This is a genomic window from Shewanella sp. 2_MG-2023 (assembly GCF_030548905.1).
Classification (GTDB): Bacteria; Pseudomonadota; Gammaproteobacteria; order Enterobacterales; family Shewanellaceae; genus Shewanella; species Shewanella electrodiphila.
Window position 1 is genome coordinate 251338 of record NZ_JAUOSO010000002.1, and the last position, 17310, is coordinate 268647.

The 17310-nt window shown below is 39.2% G+C and carries 18 protein-coding genes; 8 read left to right on the top strand and 10 right to left on the bottom strand.

The window, feature by feature from the left end; translation table 11 throughout:
• Positions 1–40 precede the first annotated feature (40 nt).
• The 5 genes from Q4600_RS03415 to Q4600_RS03435 all read left to right on the top strand — a co-directional run bounded on the left by Q4600_RS03415 (position 41) and on the right by Q4600_RS03435 (position 3605).
• Positions 41–583 (top strand): lipocalin family protein, encoded by a 543-nt coding sequence (locus tag Q4600_RS03415; RefSeq protein WP_102527945.1) that lies wholly within the window; start codon positions 41–43, stop codon positions 581–583.
• Between the two features lie 95 nt (positions 584–678).
• Complete coding sequence (locus Q4600_RS03420) at positions 679–1227, top strand: LON peptidase substrate-binding domain-containing protein (protein ID WP_303514201.1); 549 nt, start codon at positions 679–681, stop codon at positions 1225–1227.
• Positions 1228–1491: 264 nt separating this feature from the next.
• A complete protein-coding gene (locus tag Q4600_RS03425) occupies positions 1492–2142 on the top strand; it encodes a sigma-70 family RNA polymerase sigma factor (RefSeq protein ID WP_102527947.1) in 651 nt (216 codons plus the stop codon).
• A complete protein-coding gene (locus Q4600_RS03430; RefSeq protein ID WP_102527948.1) occupies positions 2135–2845 on the top strand; it encodes a ChrR family anti-sigma-E factor in 711 nt (236 codons plus the stop codon). The genes Q4600_RS03425 and Q4600_RS03430 overlap by 8 nt, the downstream gene beginning before the upstream one ends.
• Before the next feature lie 586 nt (positions 2846–3431).
• Positions 3432–3605, top strand: coding sequence for a hypothetical protein (locus Q4600_RS03435; protein ID WP_102527949.1), 174 nt, complete (start codon positions 3432–3434; stop codon positions 3603–3605).
• Positions 3606–3906: 301 nt separating this feature from the next.
• On the opposite strand, the gene Q4600_RS03440 is transcribed toward Q4600_RS03435, so the two are convergent.
• A complete protein-coding gene (locus Q4600_RS03440; protein ID WP_303514192.1) occupies positions 3907–4854 on the bottom strand; it encodes a 1-aminocyclopropane-1-carboxylate deaminase/D-cysteine desulfhydrase in 948 nt (315 codons plus the stop codon).
• 301 nt (positions 4855–5155) lie between these two features.
• Between Q4600_RS03440 and Q4600_RS03445 the strand changes: the two genes are divergently transcribed.
• Entirely contained in the window at positions 5156–5569 is a 414-nt protein-coding gene (locus Q4600_RS03445; protein WP_229369031.1) for a YccF domain-containing protein, read from the top strand.
• 317 nt (positions 5570–5886) lie between these two features.
• On the opposite strand, the gene Q4600_RS03450 is transcribed toward Q4600_RS03445, so the two are convergent.
• Together Q4600_RS03450 and Q4600_RS03455 are read right to left on the bottom strand one after the other, a co-directional pair.
• Positions 5887–6345, bottom strand: coding sequence for an EVE domain-containing protein (locus tag Q4600_RS03450; protein WP_303514189.1), 459 nt, complete (start codon positions 6343–6345; stop codon positions 5887–5889).
• A gap of 17 nt (positions 6346–6362) precedes the next feature.
• Positions 6363–7256 (bottom strand): LysR family transcriptional regulator, encoded by an 894-nt coding sequence (locus Q4600_RS03455; protein ID WP_248955726.1) that lies wholly within the window; start codon positions 7254–7256, stop codon positions 6363–6365.
• 239 nt (positions 7257–7495) lie between these two features.
• Between Q4600_RS03455 and Q4600_RS03460 the strand changes: the two genes are divergently transcribed.
• Both Q4600_RS03460 and hppD read left to right on the top strand, forming a co-directional pair.
• Positions 7496–8656 carry a homogentisate 1,2-dioxygenase gene (locus tag Q4600_RS03460; RefSeq protein ID WP_102527954.1) on the top strand — a complete coding sequence of 387 codons (1161 nt, stop codon included), beginning with the start codon at positions 7496–7498 and terminating at the stop codon, positions 8654–8656.
• Positions 8657–8738: 82 nt separating this feature from the next.
• Complete coding sequence (gene hppD / locus Q4600_RS03465) at positions 8739–9779, top strand: 4-hydroxyphenylpyruvate dioxygenase (RefSeq protein ID WP_102527955.1); 1041 nt, start codon at positions 8739–8741, stop codon at positions 9777–9779.
• A 171-nt stretch (positions 9780–9950) separates the two neighbouring features.
• Here the strand turns inward: hppD and Q4600_RS03470 are convergent, their stop codons facing one another.
• The 7 genes from Q4600_RS03470 to pdxH all read right to left on the bottom strand — a co-directional run bounded on the left by Q4600_RS03470 (position 9951) and on the right by pdxH (position 17220).
• Positions 9951–10727, bottom strand: coding sequence for an RluA family pseudouridine synthase (locus Q4600_RS03470; protein WP_303514184.1), 777 nt, complete (start codon positions 10725–10727; stop codon positions 9951–9953).
• Positions 10728–10866: 139 nt separating this feature from the next.
• Positions 10867–13782, bottom strand: a complete 2916-nt coding sequence (locus tag Q4600_RS03475; protein WP_303514182.1) for an ExeM/NucH family extracellular endonuclease — start codon at positions 13780–13782, stop codon at positions 10867–10869.
• A gap of 232 nt (positions 13783–14014) precedes the next feature.
• Positions 14015–14893, bottom strand: coding sequence for a RimK/LysX family protein (locus tag Q4600_RS03480; protein ID WP_102527958.1), 879 nt, complete (start codon positions 14891–14893; stop codon positions 14015–14017).
• 44 nt (positions 14894–14937) lie between these two features.
• Positions 14938–15288, bottom strand: a complete 351-nt coding sequence (locus Q4600_RS03485; protein WP_229369038.1) for a DUF3802 family protein — start codon at positions 15286–15288, stop codon at positions 14938–14940.
• Positions 15289–15361: 73 nt separating this feature from the next.
• A complete protein-coding gene (locus tag Q4600_RS03490) occupies positions 15362–15952 on the bottom strand; it encodes a YceI family protein (RefSeq protein WP_198589560.1) in 591 nt (196 codons plus the stop codon).
• A 135-nt stretch (positions 15953–16087) separates the two neighbouring features.
• Positions 16088–16537 carry a YaiI/YqxD family protein gene (locus Q4600_RS03495; protein WP_102527961.1) on the bottom strand — a complete coding sequence of 150 codons (450 nt, stop codon included), beginning with the start codon at positions 16535–16537 and terminating at the stop codon, positions 16088–16090.
• A 44-nt stretch (positions 16538–16581) separates the two neighbouring features.
• The gene (gene pdxH, locus Q4600_RS03500) at positions 16582–17220 is read right to left on the bottom strand and encodes a pyridoxamine 5'-phosphate oxidase (RefSeq protein ID WP_102527962.1); all 639 of its coding nucleotides are present in this window, start codon (positions 17218–17220) and stop codon (positions 16582–16584) included.
• Positions 17221–17310 lie beyond the last annotated feature (90 nt).

Consider the following 17310-nt stretch of genomic DNA (forward strand, 5'->3'; position numbering starts at 1 on the left):
CTTTGAATCATCAGAAAAACATCCCTATAAAGGAAATAAGATGCGCAAAAAAACAGTAAAAATAATCGCTTCTACTTTATTACTTTTATCTACCAGCGCCTGCACTATGCTTGACACCAAAGTGGCTGTTATTGATGACTTTAATCTAGATAATTATCTTGGTACTTGGCATGAAATTGCAAGGTTAGACCATTCGTTTGAAAGAGGCTTAAGCCAAGTTACCGCAACCTACTCTTTAGAAGGCGACAAAGTTGTGGTCATTAATAAAGGGTTTTCTGAACAAAAATCTCGTTGGAAAGAAGCTGAAGGTAAAGCTTACTTTATGGAATCGAATGATATCGCCCGTTTAAAAGTGTCCTTTTTTGGCCCTTTCTATGGCGCTTATCAAGTGCATGACATTACGACTGATGAGCAAGGAAATTACCAAGCCTCACTCGTTATTGGGCCCAATAATGAATATGCCTGGATTTTAGCCCGTAGCACCAGTATTTCTGCCGAAGTAAAGCAACGCTTTGTTGAAAAAATGAATACTTTAGGTATTAAAGAACAAGAATTAATTTGGGTTAAACAAAACGAGCAATAAATAGTGATCATCACGTGGGACAAGGTCGTATACATACCTGATTTAACAATAAACCTTGTTTCTCACATTGAGTCAATCATCATATAGGTGCAGTTATGATTTTACCCTTGTTTCCACTGTCAATTTGTCTACTGCCACAAGGCTTTACACAACTAAGAATTTTTGAGCCTCGCTACAAGCGTTTGGTCACCGAATCTTTAAAGTCTGGTGAAGGATTTGGCTTATGTATGCTCAACAGTAGCAACGAACTGATGCCCATTGGCACTTGGGTACACATCATTGACTTTGAAACATTAGATGATGGCTTGCTAGGGATCAGCATTGAAGGTCGACAACGTTTTAAAGTCAATCAGTTTGACGTTGAAACTGATGGCCTCAAGCGCGGTGATGTTACTTTACTCCCTGATTGGCCAAGCAGTGATTTAATCCCTAATCAGCAATTCCTGAGTGAGTCACTGCTGCAAATTCTTGAGCAATACCCGACTCACTTGTCTCATTATAACAAAGACGACTTTGCAAACATTTCTTGGGTTTGTCAGCGTTGGTTAGAGATTATGCCGATTACGGCTGAAGAAAAGTATCAATGCATCAATAGCCATAACCATGAAATGACCCAAGAGTTGATTACAAGCATCATTAAGTAATGATGCTTGGTTTATTCATCATGCCATGAATACGACATTGACTCATTACCTCACTCCCCTTTTTTCACCCTCCAAAACCCGATTAAGCTCATATCAAAACAAATTCAACAAAGTTTAATAAATTTATGATCTTTTCTATTCTGGTTTGCGTATCAATATTCAAGTCGCATGTTCACCGTTTTAATCAACTCAAAAGAAAAGTGAACATCTGTATTTCTCGAAGTTTATTTATAAGACTTCATTTGTAGACGCGAGTGAAAATAAATGGAAAATTTTCAATCACAAACGCCACAAAATCGTTATGATAAAGGTATGTTATCTAAAAATAATAGTGCCATGACCACAAACGATTCTAGTGACAACGAAGCGCAGTACCTTGCAGAACTTATGATGCAAGTCGCTAATGATCGCAGCAAAGCTGCGTTTGCAAAATTGTTTGCACACTTTTCTCCTAAGATCCGTGCATTCGGTATGCAGAGGTTAAGTCAACAAGGTCTAGCAATGGACTTGGTTCAAGAAACCATGACTCGTGTGTGGACCAAAGCACATCTATACAATGCAGACAAAGCAGCCGTAAGCACCTGGGTGTTTACTGTAATGAGAAATCAGTGCTTTGATATGCTGCGTAAAGTGCAAAATAACCGTGAAGATGCTTATGGTGATGACATTTGGCCTTTGTTCGAATCAGATGAAAGCGATGAAACAGATAACGACTTTAAACTTTCTGCGACATTACTCAAACACGTTGATGACTTGCCACCACTTCAAAAACAAGTGGTACAAGGGATCTATATGCAAGAGCTGACTCAACAAGAGCTTGCAGACAAACTTAAAGTGCCCATTGGTACGGTAAAATCAAGATTAAGACTCGGTTTAGAAAAGTTAAAAGGCTTCATGGAGAAACATTATGATTAAGTATCACCCCAATCAGGACTTGTTAACACTCCATGCAAAAGGCGAGCTTCCTTTATCTCTTTCAATTGCTGTTTCAGCCCACTGTGAACTTTGTGCTGAATGTACTGAAAAAGTCACTGCACTAACATTAGCGGCGTCTGATGAAAATTTTGCGATGTCACAGGTATCAACTGATAACACTCAAATGAACGCGGCATTAGATGCAGATCTTGAAGCATTGCTAGCTGATATGATGTCAGACGATAGCGTACTTGATAACGCTCCAGCAGCGACTATAGGTGCTTCAGAAAACATAAGCGCTTCGGCAAATATCAGTACCAATGTTAAAGGGCAGGATTACACCTTACCCCGCGCATTCAGGCAGCAAGTGGTTAATCACTGGCAAGGAATTGGCAAAGTCAGTCGTTTACGCTTAGACACTGGTGAAAATCAAGCTCGTGCTAGTTTGCTACACATTGCTGAAAATGGCGAGATACCACAACACAGCCACAAAGGTGAAGAGTTAACCTTGTTGTTAGCTGGCGAGTTCAGTGATGAATACAACACTTACACTGCAGGCGATTTCATTTTACTTAATGGCGAACATGAACACAGCCCTAAAACAGTAGAAGGTTGTTTATGTTATACCGTTGTAGATGCACCTTTGTATTTCACCAAAGGCATTAGCAAGTTGCTCAACCCTATCGGTGAGTTGATTTACTAAACGAGATAGATCCAGTAATTTGCTTAAATGAATTAAGCACTGTGAGTTATTTACACCAAATCATTTACAGTAAAAAGCACAGCGATAGTTATCGACACATATAGTGTTTGGTAACTATTGCTGTTGTTTTACATTTTTCGGTGAATTTATCCCCGAAAAAACACTGATTAGTTCACCTTTTAGTCTGAAACTGTTCTATTTTGAAAAAAATGTATTGCTATATAAAAAATATACGCATATTATCCGTTATGTTATTAAGTTAACTTGTATTTATTTGTTTACCCTTCTGTTAGTCATATAACTGCACCAGTAAACCCACACTACAAGTCATTTTGCAAAGTTCAACATTGTCGATAATTGTCATTAGTTTGTCATATGGCTATGTTCAACTATTCAAAGCAAGTATGTTGGCGATTAAAAAAATTAATCAATTTAAGCCTACTTGTAAGTGTAATGAACACAATTAACTTAAGCAGACAAAACTAAACCAATACACAAAGAAACTTACGCAACACAACTGCTTAAGGATATTTATTGTTATTACTTACTCACCATTAGGTGAAATTTTAAACAAGGAGTGTGGCACATGTCATACAACATTAATGGTCATGAAATTACAGTTAATTTCCCTGTAAACTCAATATCATCAAACAAAAACTCAATAGCTTTTACTGACAGCCAAGGTAAAACTAAAACAACTTTTTCAAAGCGCACTGAAGCGTTAAAATTTATGAAATGGTTGATTACGGCTAACAAGTAACACTTTCTATAACGCTTGCGTTATTCATTTGCTCAGTTACTCAATAAACATCGCTTCTCGGTATTTCCTCTCACACATTACCGGACGTTTATTAGAACTGAGCAATATGAAAAGAACCTACTCTTAAATCACTTCACTACTTACAAAATCACTAACTTATTCTCAGATTCACTGACCTATTCACAAAATCACTGGTCAAGTTTGTCAATTTCCATTTTACGCACAATACCCCACCAAAATATAAATAACGATAAATACAAAACCTAAACTGACTTACTTCCTCATCAGCCTTATTTGAGTGTTACTTTGCCTGATACTTGCGTTGATACCTGGCTAACATGCTTGGATTACCTAACACGCCACCTTGATGCAAATACATTAGCGGCGCAGTGTTATCTATATTATCCACGGTACTTGATTGCGTTAAAAAATGTTCAAGCATAATAAAACCCACTGGATCGTATAGCAGCTCAAATTCAATGCCACTTGCACACACGCGCTGCCACATCTCATAACACTCACGTTTTAACTTTCCAAAGTGATATTTATTGCCATTAGAGATAATACGTGGGTGATGAAGCGCATTTTCGCTTAACTGATTGAACTGCAACCTTAGGTAATCATCACCACCAACGCAGCTGCAAGTCAGTACATTCACTTCTGGTAAATCTTCATGCTCAAATCGCTTTATCTTAAAGAAGCGTTGTAAGAATAATGCTGTGGTGCCAGTGCCTGATGGTAAAAATAGGTTTAGGGTTGAATAGTGTTTTTCATGCATCCAGTCGAGAATTTGTTGACCTAGTTGTTCAAGGCCAATAGCGGCATACTCACAGCGACCGCCCTCTGGAATATACAATTCATTATCTAACGCTGATCTGGCAAGCTCTGTCACATAGCTATCAAGGCTTTCAGTGACATGCTCAGGCTTTTCGATGATATTGGCACCATTATCAAGTGCCGCCAAATAATTACCTTGTGGGTTTTGCTGTAAGTAATGGGCGATATGGTCAACATAATAATCCAACTGCCAGCCGCGCATTTTTGCCAACACAGCAAGCGAATGCAAAGAGTTGGCTTGCGCAGAACCATAACCCACCAGCTTAGTGATTTCAGGACATTCTTTTTCAAGAAAATACTGAAACTTGCGGGCTTTGTTGCCACTAAAGTCTGGATGGATCAGGTCGTCACGTTTAACAAATATTTCTCGCTGCGCAAATGTCATGGTCTCGACGGGCGTGGGCGCAAACATAATGATTCACTTATTCAATGATTAAAAACCTTAATGACTATTTTACCTAAAAATTAGTGAGAACCGCTATCTCGAACTTATCCTAGAATGTATTCAATAACATTCCATGAGCCTTGTTGGATATATTTGTTTGATAAGGTCAAGCTGCATAAATGAATAAAATCGATATAAAACAGAAGCTAAGATGAGTCCTACTTTAAAATATAAGCAATGAAAAATTATTGGCACATTTCTAGCTATCTAAGCATAAGACTTAAAAAAGACTTAACAATTTTATTCATTCGAAACTAAGGGATTATCAATGTCAGTGTTGAGATTAATATTTAATATTGCGTGGTTCATCATGGGCGGGTTTGTAATGGGACTTGCGTGGTGGTTAGCAGGGCTATTATGTTTTATCAGTATTGTTGGTATTCCTTTTGGACGTGCTTGCTTTGTGATTGGCGAAATGGCTTTTTGGCCTTTTGGACAAGAAAATGTCAATCGCAAACATTTATCAGGAATTGAAGATTTTGGTACGGGCCCATTAGGTATGGTCGGTAATGTTATTTGGTTCTTATTCTGTGGTATTTGGTTAGCGATTGGTCATCTTACCCATGCTCTGGCTTGTTTTGTGACTATTATCGGTATTCCGTTTGCGATACAACATGTCAAATTGGCATTATTGAGCCTCACGCCTATCGGCCAAACAATTGTAGCTAAAGAGAGTTACTAATCTAGCTAAAACAAGTGACTAATCTAGCTAAAAAGAGTGACTAACTGAAACAACACAATGCGGATGGCATCAAGCGTATAGATAGGGCCTATTGATCTTTCGAGGTTGTTTTTGCAGCGAATTGTTGGTCATTTGTACAAGGCAGAGACTTTGTGGTGTAGTTCTTCATAAAAAGCTTATTCTACATAAAAAGTCGATAACGCAGTAAAAATGACCAACAGGCCCTAGACACTTACCAAAAAGGAACTCAATTGAGTTCCTTTTTGGTATCCGCTTTATAACTGATATTAATAATAGGAATCGCAATATTAAGACCTTTACTCAAGGGACAATATGTAATCAAACTCTTGCTGAGTCACAGGTTGTACACTAAGTCTTGCTCCCTTGCTGACTAATAGCATTTTAGCCAGATTAGGATCTGCTTTTAATTCAGCCAGCGTAATGATGCGTTTAAATTTTGATTTATAGGTTAAATCTACTGCTACCCAGCGTGGATTATCAATGGAAGATTTAGCATCAAAGTAGGTTGAAGTTTGATCAAAAGCACTTTGGTCAATATAAGGCGCTGATGATACTGTTGCTAAACCCACTATGCCTGGCACTTTACAGCTTGAATGATAAAAAAAGACTGTATCGCCGAGCTTTACTTTATCCCGTAAAAAATTACGAGCTTGATAGTTTCTGATCCCATCCCAAGTTTCTGTTTTATTTTTGCATTGCTGTAAATCATCAATACTGAACTCATCAGGTTCAGATTTCATTAACCAATAAGCCATATCTCGTTCCTATTTTTCTAGCTTTCATCAAACAAAGCGAATTCTTCTAAAATTAAATCCGTGAATAACTGCCCTGCTCGGCCTAATGGTCGCTCAAGTGTCGACACTAACTGCGGGGTGAAACGAAAACGATGGCCACCAACAAAGTCAACAATCGCTAACTGAGTGCTGTCGAGCTCTTCAGCTATCAAATATTCAGGCATCCAACCGAAGCCTAATCCTTTCAGTAACGCATTCTTCTTCATGATAAACCCTGATAAATAAAACACTTTATCACCACCAAATTGTAACTCATCACGCTGTTTTGTCGGTGCAGAATCTTCGATGGTCAGTTCAACATGTTGCTGCAATTCAGATAAACTCACCGATGACATGGTGGCTAAAGGATGCTGCGCTGAACACACTAAAATACTGGTCACTGTGGGTAATTGTTTTGCAGAGAAATATGGCGCAGCAACATAATCTTTGACCAACATTAAATCAGCTTTATCACGCTCAAATCGATGCTGTACCCCGCCTAAGAACTCCATATTCAGCTGCACTTTAGTAGGAACATTATTCTCAGACATACGCTTAAGCGCGGTCATGATGGGCTCCATCGGTAAAGCGCCATCAATGACCAACTCAAGCTTTGGCTCCCAGCCTTCACTAAATCGGCTGGCCAAATGTTCAATATTCGATAAATGCTGCAGTAAGCGCTGTCCTTCAGCCAAAATGACTTTGCCTTCAGGGGTTAACTCAGCACGGTATTGATCTCGATTAAATAATTGCACCCCTAAATGCTGCTCAAGCTTTTTAACTTGATAGCTTACCGCTGACTGTGCTTTGTGTAATCGCTCTGACGCTTTGGAAAAACTTCCTTCTTCAACAAGCACTTGCAGAACATTAAAGGCTTCTACATCAATTTTCATTTTTTACCCTCTCGCAAGCTCTGTCCAATTGCTGTGACACTATTGTAAACAAATCAATACCATCTAAAAATTTGATTAAGTTACGTGGTTTATTATTCTTTTTTTTGTCCATTCTAGCAACTAAATTGATAACTAGATCACAAAGTGTTTGATTTTATTGCGCTAGAAAACACCAACAAAAACAGCGCCAGTATCAAATTAAATACCATTTAAAGAGTAAATTAGATTAAGGAGTCAGTATGCCTGTATATGTTCAGCAAGGTCAGATACCTGCTAAACGTCATATCGCTTTCGAAAAAGAATCGGGCGAGTTATATCGTGAGGAATTATTTTCAACTCACGGTTTTTCTAATATTTACTCCAACAAATATCATCACAACATGCCAACTAAAGCACTGGCTGTTGCACCTTACTCAGTTGATCATGGTGAAACTTGGCAGGATTCATTAATCCAAAACTACAAGCTGGACTCACGCCAAGCTGATTGTGAAGGCAACTTTTTTAGTGCCCGTAATAAAATATTCTTTAATAGCGATGTCGCTATGTACACCGCAAAAGTCTCTGAAGATACCGCTGAGTTTTATCGTAATGCTTATGCAGACGAAATTATCTTTATTCACAATGGTTCGGGTAAATTGCTCAGTGAGTATGGCGAACTTGAAGTTAAGCAATGGGACTATTTAATTATCCCACGCGGCACGACTTATCAGCTTAAGTTTGATGATTACGCCAACGTTCGCTTGTTTGTCATTGAGTCATTCTCAATGGTTGAAGTGCCTAAGCATTTTAGAAATGAATACGGACAAATGCTTGAGTCTGCCCCTTATTGCGAGCGCGACTTTAGAACACCTGTATTAGCTGAAGCCGTTGTTGAACAAGGTGAATTTCCGCTAGTGAGTAAGTTTGGTGATAAATATCAAGTGACAACACTAGAGTGGCACCCATTTGATCTTGTTGGCTGGGACGGTTGTGTTTACCCGTGGGCATTTAACATCACCGAGTATGCTCCTAAGGTTGGTAAAATTCATTTACCGCCTTCTGACCATATCGTATTCACAGCTAACAACTTTGTAGTATGCAACTTTGTGCCACGTCTTTATGACTTCCACCCTCAATCTATTCCAGCGCCTTATTACCACAACAATATCGATAGTGACGAAGTCCTATATTACGTTGATGGCGATTTCATGAGCCGTAAAGGGATTGAAGCCGGTTATATGACCCTGCATCAAAAAGGTGTGCCTCATGGGCCGCAACCAGGAAAAACCGAAGCATCAATCGGCAAAACAGAAACCTACGAATATGCGGTAATGGTAGATACCTTTGCACCACTTAAATTAACCGCTCATGTAAAAAACTGCATGAGTGATGATTACAACCGTTCATGGATTGAATCATAACAACAAAATTTGATTCACCTGTACTCAGTTTAAACGTCACCAAAGAGTGACGCTCAAAGCAAATAAAATTAAGGAAAACACAATGGCGAGCGAAACAAACCCACTTGGTCTTTTAGGCATTGAATTTACAGAATTTGCCAGCCCTGACACTGATTTTATGCATCAAGTGTTTATTGACTTCGGTTTTTCTATGCTTAAAAAAGCAAAAGCGAACGATATTGTTTATTACAAACAAAACGATATTAATTTCTTACTGAACAAATCTAAGCAAGGTTTCTCTGCTGATTTTGCTAAGTCTCATGGACCTGCAATTTGTTCTATGGGCTGGCGTGTTGAAGATGCTGAGTTTGCATTTAACGAAGCCGTTGCTCGTGGTGCAAAACCTGCTGATGATGCAGCAAAAGACATGGCATACCCTGCAATTTACGGCATCGGTGACAGCTTAATTTATTTCATCGACGTATTCGGTGAAGCGCAAAATATCTACATCAATGATTTTGAAGACTTAGCAGAGCCAATGATTGTTGAAGAGAAAGGCTTTATGGAAGTCGATCACTTAACCAACAACGTTTACAAAGGCACCATGGAAAAATGGGCTAACTTTTATAAAGACATTTTTGCCTTTACTGAAGTGCGCTACTTTGACATCAGCGGCGCACAAACCGCATTGGTATCTTATGCGCTTCGCTCTCCAGATGGCAGTTTCTGCATTCCAATCAATGAAGGTAAAGGCAACAATAACAACCAAATTGATGAATACTTAGGCGAGTATAACGGCCCAGGTGTACAACATTTAGCATTTAGAAGCCGCGATATCGTAGGTTCTTTAGATGCAATGGAAGGCACTGCAATTAAGACGCTAGATATTATTCCTGAATATTACGACACCATTTTCGATAAGTTGCCACAAGTGACTGAAGATCATGACCGTATTAAGCATCACCAAATCTTAGTCGATGGTGATGACGATGGTTACTTATTACAAATTTTCACTAAAAACTTATTTGGTCCTATTTTCATTGAAATTATTCAACGTAAGAATAACTTAGGATTTGGTGAAGGTAACTTCAAAGCGTTATTTGAGTCTATTGAACGTGACCAAATGAAACGTGGTGTGCTTTAACGAATACGGCTAATGAAGCCTTATTCTTGGTAAATAAAAAAGCCCGCTGTTTTTAACAGCGGGCTTTTTACGTTCTGAACTTATTCCGTTTTTTTAAAAATGCACGTCCCTTTAAAAAGGTGCTTCTTACAATAGGGTTTCTTAAAATAGCGTTTCTTAAAAAGGCGCTTATTAAAACGGAATATCGCAGTCTATTTCAAATCGAATCCCTGTCACTGGATGAGTGAAGCTTAAATAACTGGCATGCAGTAATAGCCTTGATGCTAGGGTTTCTGATATTGCATTGCGGTATAAATCGCATCCCAGAATCGGGTGACCAATATGTTGACTGTGGATCCTTAATTGGTGTGTACGACCGGTAATCGGCGTGAATTTTACCCGCGTCACTGGCACTTTTTGCTCGGATTTTTTGGTATTGGTATTGGTATTGGTATTGGTATTGGTATTGGTATTGGTATTGGTATTAGTATTAATACTGGCGCCAACATTAGCATTGGCGTTAACAAAGCTCTCCTCAATCACCTCAAACTCTGTTAGCGCTTGTTTACCTGTATCGCTACAGATTTTCATGTAAGGAAAATTATCGACATCCTTCGTGATTGCAGCGTTAATCGCACCCAAGCTTTGTAACTCATCTGATAAATGACCATGCAGCACTGCGTGATAACGCTTATTAATGGTTTTATCTTGAAACTGCTTGGTTAGTTGGCCATTGATCGTTTTATTTAATGCCACCAGCATAATGCCAGAGGTGCCAAAATCGAGACGATGAACCAGTGTTGCCGTCGGAAAATCTTGCACTAAACGATAATGAACAGAGTCTTTATTAAGTGGGTTCTTACCCGATAAACTCAGTAAACCACTGGGTTTATTGATCAACAGTAAATGCTCATCTTGATATAGGATGGAAATCTGTTCAGCGCATGGTGGGGCAATAAATTCTGTCATCACAGCCTTAGGTATTTATTAAGGCAAGAATGGTAATAAAAAGGTGGCAATTAAGCCACCTTTGTTGTGTTTACTCATGATAAATTTTTTCTAAATCAAAGCAGTCTTTTGCTTTAACTCTGAGATAGATTTCAGATACTTAAAACTGTAATGACGCTGTATCTGTCGCATCTTCATTATCAGTCACGGTTAACTGTACCTCATTCGCTTGCCCTGCACGTTTAAGTACAATACGGCGATTCGACTGATGGCCATCATTAAACAACCATGATTGCGATGCAATTCGACCATCCTCATCGACACTTCGTGAAACAAATACCTCTAAAAACCACAAGTTTATGTACTGAATCACAGCTGTTGGAGCGGCATTTTCAGGAATATCAGTCACCTCGACTGTTTGCGTCAAACTATCTGACTCACCTTCTGCATCTGTTACCGTTAAGGTGACTTGGTAAACACCATTATTTGCAAACGCATGACTTGCAGACATCCCTGTGGCAGCACTTCCATCACCGAACTGCCATTGATGTGTTAACCCATCTTGCTTGTCATCAGTGGAAGTAGAAACAACTTCTAACTGCGCACCATTTATTGCCCATGTAAAGCTTGCGACAGGAACTTGATTTGCAGGAGTGAATTGTAACTCGACAACCATAGGGTCATGATCTGAAGAGCGATAAGCATCCGCAGCATAGTAATTAACAAGCTGGGTATCCGATTTATATTCTTGGTTATAATCCAAAATGGATGGTTCATCAGCATTAATATGCCAATCAATCACATTCAACACATTATCAAGTAATGCATCATTCACTAATGCATGGTCTAACTGACCAGCTTTACCTGAGTAAACATAAGAATAAGCATCCGAAATACCAAAGTGGCTAAATAACTCAGTAAAACCATTATCTGTTAACGCTGTAACAGGGTCTTCTTTGGCGTAAGCATTTAAATCACCAATAATCAGTACTTTGGCTTGTTCACCATTAACATCATATTGCGCTGCCAGCCAAGGCATCATAGCTTGAGTTGCCCTAGTACGAGTGAGGTTACAGTTACCTTGACCATCACCGACATCAGGATCCCCTACGCTATTACAGTTACTGCCTTTAGATTTAAGGTGGTTTACTGCAACAACAAACTCATCCCCAGTAGCAGCATCAGCAAATAATTGAGTCACCATTGGGCGGTTTTTACTGTCATCAAATAATGGTAAACCTTGTTCATCTAAATGTGAGTTACTCGTGTTTAGCACTTTGGCTTCACCTACAGGTAAAACGCGGTCAACTTGGTAGATTAACCCTACGGCTATTTCATCTGTGCCGACAGTGGTGTCACTTGCAGCAATATAATCATAACGGTTGGCAACCGTTGCATCATTTAAAGCACTGACTAAGTTTGCGATAGCAGACAGGTCTGAATAGCCATCATTTTCGATTTCCATTAAACCAACGACATCAGCATTCATGGCAGCTAATGCATTTACAATCTTAGCTTGTTGACGCTCAAACTCACTGAATGAATCAGCTCCTCGTGAAGTTGGAAAACCATTACCCTGTCCGTCGCCGTTAAAGTAATTTAGCACGTTAAAACTTGCCACAGTGACATCGCCGGTTCCCACAAGCTCTGGTGTCGTTGTACGAGAGTTGCTAGCAATAACATTGACAGTTTGAGTTGGCATCACTCGATATTCATTAAAGCTGTAATGCAAAACCCCAGTGATAGATGAGATAGAATCACCTGCACGAAGACTGTTATTAGCAGATAATTGCGGCGCAGGATAAGGCACGACATCTGGGTTTTGAATGGTTGCGCCATCATCTAGGATGATGCGGTCTAAGTCATAACTTGCTTCTAGTGCTAACGCATCAGCACCAGGATTGGCAACTTGTGTCCCTGTATAATGACGTTCGCTACCTAATTGTGCCTCACCATATCGACCTAAGTTGGCGACAGTATTCACCACTAAAGCTTGCTCAAAACCGATCAACATTCCCTCGTAAGCTTCAAGTGAATGTGTGCTTTGAACGGGTAAACTTATTAAAGATACTTGAGGTAATACTTGCTGAGTATCACACACGATACTGCCACTAATATCTGCGAGTTCTGTGAGATTGTTATACTCTTTTACTGTCGCTTGTAATCTGACTCTATCGCCCATATTGACAGCGATTGGTTGTGAATCTGTATAAACAAATATGGCTTCAGAAGTGTTCGGATCGGCATCAATCTCACTATCAGCCATTTGTAAGTAAAAACCTTTTAGACCCGCTTGCATATCACTGGTGACAATACCTTCTACAACAACCGTCTCGCTTACTAATGGACTGATATCACTGCTACCTTGAATGGTATGAATTGCAGTAAATGAATCACCACAAATCAGCTCAACTGGCTCAGTTGGGTCAGTTGGGTCAGTTGGGTCAGTTGGGTCAGTTGGGTCAGTTGGGTCAGTTGGGTCAGTCACGTAACCATTAAAACTGCCAAGATCACTGAAATCATCTTTTGCAAATCCAAACCAATTATCTAAAGAAACTGCATCATCAGGATTTGTGTCGGCAATGATGCCATCGTGATTGCGTCTTAAAGTATTATCTTTCGTCGACAAATCACCTGAGCCCCACTCAGAGCCAGGATCTACTCCTACTTGACCCAGTGAGTCGACAATCGTTGTTTGATTAAAGAGTACAATGGCATCATCACCATTAAAAAAGCTCGTTGTTGATAACTGTTGAGCTTTAGCTAGTATCTCAGAAGAAGCATCATCATCCGCGACGACAAAAGTCGCACCCGCATCAACCTCACCAGTTAAACTGATAGTGCCGCCACTGTTACTATTACCATTGAAGAAGAACTGAAGTTGATAACCAGAAAGATCGACTGCTTCATTAGTGGGATTGTATAGTTCAATCGCCTTATTGTTGCTGCTTCCTTCAATGTATTCAGAGATGATTAAATCATCCGCATAGCTTTTGGCTGCTAAAGTCGCCATAGATACAGTAGATATGGATAAAGCTAATAACGAAAAATTGAACTTATTCAGTTTGCAAAACATGTGTAACCCCTAGATTTATTAATCTATCTTTATGTGTTTATAGTATTTTTATCATTTTGGTTTAATCCAAAACTACCCAAGACTATAAACAGCAAGGGTTGCAGATTTGTTAAGATTCAATTACATATCGATACAGTGCTCTCGAATAAGTCTTTCGTATTAATGAAGAAAACAAGTCAAATTAAGGCACAAAAAAACCGCTCAAATGAGCGGCTTTTAATGTTGGAGTGCCTTACATATTAACATCAACAATATAGTGGCCTTGCAGCCAGTTACGGCCAATCAGTAGCTTGTACGTCATCTTACTGCGATCACGTAGGTTAACATCAACTTTGAATTCTTCACCGGGTTCGCCGATTGTTAATGTCACCATGTAGCGGATCTCACTCCCCTGTGCATTACGAATTAATGAGGTGCTATGAATACGTGCAGTAACGTCTACCGTTTCATTTTTCTCATTCATGGTTGTAAATGTCACATCTTTACCAACATTATTATCCATGTTGGTTTTATCTTCATCTTTAATTCTTAAATTTACGGCATGCAAGGAGTTTTCTACTGCACCAGTATCGATACGAGTATCAAATATCAAACCAGACTCGACAATACTGATCCCAGCAGTTGGGCCGATAAATTTCTTTTCTGATACGTCAACCACATAGCGGCTCTTTAACCAATTGCGGCCAATCAGTAATTTATAGTCCATTGTGGTTCTATTTTTTAAATTTACTTTGACCTTACGGGTGCTTTCGCCAAAGGTAATAGGTAATTTAACCGCGTAACGGGTTTCAGTGCCTTGAGAGTTACTCACCGTAGACACGCCGACAATTTCAGCAGTAATTTTTTCTTGCTCGCCTTTCTCATTGAAAGTCGTGAAAGACACATTTTTACCTATGTTGTCTTTCATTTTTTTCGCACTGCCACCTTCGACGTTAATATCTAGAGCATGCAATGACGAGTTAACTGCGCCTGTATCCATTCTTGCTTCAAATACAACTCCATTTTGACTAACTGACATCATTTCAGTTTGGCCTAGTACTTCTTTCTCAGCCGCCATACTTGAAAATGAAATACAACAAATGAAGGTAGCATTAATGATTGTTTTGAACATGCAAAAGTCCTACAAGTAAGATGAGTTAAAGTTTTATAATGAAATTATCTAAGGATTTGTTCGATTTCTTTATCAAACAAGTTTTTGATCAAACCAGAAAACTCTGTGATAAACACACTTTGATCTGGCGTTGCATTATGGCTTGCAACACTAGCTAAAATCTCTTCAAGATCATAGACAATAGCATCAATTTCACGAATGACTTTATTGCGCTGAGCAAATGATAGGTTTGGATTCTGGCCACAAACCATAATGATTTGGGCTGATAGTTGGTCTTCGAATAATTCCATTATTGTTTGGCTATTTATACTGTTATCTTCTGACGCTTCAAACAGCCCTAAATGCTCAGTTAAATATTGAATTAAATGAATGTAACCATCTTTATCAGTGACCATTATGTCCCCTGTATACGTGGCTTTTGAACTGCAAAAGCCACTCGTTAATTTTCTAAATAAGCAACATCGTCAGTTATTGGGATAGAGTCAAAACAAAAGAGACTGGAACAGCTAAACTAATGCTGCTTAATCCTGCTACTTCGCGGAGCTTATTGACCCCTTCAACAAGATCAAAATCATTTGCTTGAATTATGACAGGAGCCATACTGCTCACCACCATTTTTTTATCCGATAACTTAGCGACTAAAACATCAAATGTTATTTGACGACTTTTACCGTGTAGCTCTATTGTGCCATCAATTTGTGTAACTAATGTTGAACCTACGCTCAAATCAGCCAATAATTTAGGATTAACGACTGCTGATAACCCAAGTTCTGGAAATTTAGCCACTTCAAATAACATGGTTTGCATTCGTTCATCACGAATTTCAACACCCGTGTCAACGCTGACCAAATCAATCGATAAATTAAACGCACCCTCTGGCGTTAGACTACCACTTACTTTTTTAAAGTCATGAACTTCAGCAATATCGCCTTTCTTAATTGAGATAAAACTGACTTTTGAGTGTCCCTGTTTAACTTGCCAGTCGGCTGCAAAGCTCGCCGCAGACATCAAAGAAGTAGACAGTAACGCAATGGGTAACACTTTGAGCCATTTTTTCATCATTAATCCCTTTTGTGAATAAAAACAGTTAAATTATAGATTAAAATTAATTAACTCGTAGGCTATCCAAACGTTGAGTTAATTCAATCTTGCTACATTAGCAGCTAAAAGTCATAAATACATAGATAACACTGACTATAAACGACTTAGCCATTTATCAAGTGCCTGTGCAAAAGCATGTTTGTCTGCTTGCGAAAAGCTATTAGGCCCAGCAGTATGCACACCACTACTTCTTAGCTCTTCCATAAAATCACGCATGGTTAAGCGCTGCTTTATATTATCAACGGTATAGATATCGCCACGAGGGTTAAACACCATCGCACCTTTTTCAATCGCATCTGAAGCCAGCGGAATATCCCCAGTAATCACTAAGTCACCGTCTTTTAATTGTTCAACAATATAATTGTCAGCTTCATCAAAACCTGAGCTTACTCTGACGACAGAAATATTAGGTGAAGCAGGCACTCTAATAAGCTGATTAGCCACCAAAATTAACGGCACCGATTTTCTATCGGCAGCACGAAAAAGCATTTCTTTAACTGGGTTGGGACATGCATCGGCATCGACCCAGATTGTTTTACTCATTACATTATCTCAGCAAATTAAATTTGTTACGTCATTAACGCCACTTACGGCGCTAATCGATCAATATTCCAGCCCGAGGGATTCTTTTGATAAACAAAGCGGTCATGTAACCTTCGCTCTCCGCCTTGCCAAAACTCAATACTTTCAGGTTTGATGCGGTAGCCACCCCAGAATTTAGGCAGTGGTACTTCGCCCTTGGCAAATTTATTTTTCATCTCATTAAATTTGCCTTCTAGTGCTTGGCGAGCACTGATTTTACTCGACTGTTTTGACACCCAAGCAGCGATTTGGCTATCTTTGGGGCGACTCATAAAGTACTTAGTCACTTCCATCATGGATAATGGTTCTGCTTCACCCGTTACCGCCACTTGTCTTTCTAGCGGATGCCATGGAAACAGTAGGCTGGTCTTGGCATTTTGCGCTAGGTGTATCGCTTTGCGGCTTTCTAAATTAGTGAAGAAAACAAAGCCATCATCATCAAACTTTTTGAGTAACACGATACGCTGAAAAGGTTGCCCATGTTCATCTACTGTTGCAACACACATTGCGGTAGGGTCGGTCAACTCTGCTTGTTTCGCTTGCTCAATCCATTGGGTAAACAAATCCATTGGGTTTTCAGGCAAATCGTTACGGCGTAATCCACCTTGAGTATATTCTCGGCGGATATCAGTTAAATCATTCATTTAGATACCTCTTTAATTACTGTCATTATACTCACAGTTGCTGATATATGATCATGACATTGCTGATAATTATGCTTATAAGCATTAATT

Coding starts and splice junctions, on each gene's coding strand:
- Q4600_RS03415 (WP_102527945.1), top strand. CDS start 41: ATGCGCAAAAAAACAGTAAAAATAATCGCTTCTACTTTATTACTTTTA.
- Q4600_RS03420 (WP_303514201.1), top strand. CDS start 679: ATGATTTTACCCTTGTTTCCACTGTCAATTTGTCTACTGCCACAAGGC.
- Q4600_RS03425 (WP_102527947.1), top strand. CDS start 1,492: ATGGAAAATTTTCAATCACAAACGCCACAAAATCGTTATGATAAAGGT.
- Q4600_RS03430 (WP_102527948.1), top strand. CDS start 2,135: ATGATTAAGTATCACCCCAATCAGGACTTGTTAACACTCCATGCAAAA.
- Q4600_RS03435 (WP_102527949.1), top strand. CDS start 3,432: ATGTCATACAACATTAATGGTCATGAAATTACAGTTAATTTCCCTGTA.
- Q4600_RS03440 (WP_303514192.1), bottom strand. CDS start 4,854: ATGTTTGCGCCCACGCCCGTCGAGACCATGACATTTGCGCAGCGAGAA.
- Q4600_RS03445 (WP_229369031.1), top strand. CDS start 5,156: ATGTCAGTGTTGAGATTAATATTTAATATTGCGTGGTTCATCATGGGC.
- Q4600_RS03450 (WP_303514189.1), bottom strand. CDS start 6,345: ATGGCTTATTGGTTAATGAAATCTGAACCTGATGAGTTCAGTATTGAT.
- Q4600_RS03455 (WP_248955726.1), bottom strand. CDS start 7,256: ATGAAAATTGATGTAGAAGCCTTTAATGTTCTGCAAGTGCTTGTTGAA.
- Q4600_RS03460 (WP_102527954.1), top strand. CDS start 7,496: ATGCCTGTATATGTTCAGCAAGGTCAGATACCTGCTAAACGTCATATC.
- hppD (WP_102527955.1), top strand. CDS start 8,739: ATGGCGAGCGAAACAAACCCACTTGGTCTTTTAGGCATTGAATTTACA.
- Q4600_RS03470 (WP_303514184.1), bottom strand. CDS start 10,727: ATGACAGAATTTATTGCCCCACCATGCGCTGAACAGATTTCCATCCTA.
- Q4600_RS03475 (WP_303514182.1), bottom strand. CDS start 13,782: ATGTTTTGCAAACTGAATAAGTTCAATTTTTCGTTATTAGCTTTATCC.
- Q4600_RS03480 (WP_102527958.1), bottom strand. CDS start 14,893: ATGTTCAAAACAATCATTAATGCTACCTTCATTTGTTGTATTTCATTT.
- Q4600_RS03485 (WP_229369038.1), bottom strand. CDS start 15,288: ATGGTCACTGATAAAGATGGTTACATTCATTTAATTCAATATTTAACT.
- Q4600_RS03490 (WP_198589560.1), bottom strand. CDS start 15,952: ATGAAAAAATGGCTCAAAGTGTTACCCATTGCGTTACTGTCTACTTCT.
- Q4600_RS03495 (WP_102527961.1), bottom strand. CDS start 16,537: ATGAGTAAAACAATCTGGGTCGATGCCGATGCATGTCCCAACCCAGTT.
- pdxH (WP_102527962.1), bottom strand. CDS start 17,220: ATGAATGATTTAACTGATATCCGCCGAGAATATACTCAAGGTGGATTA.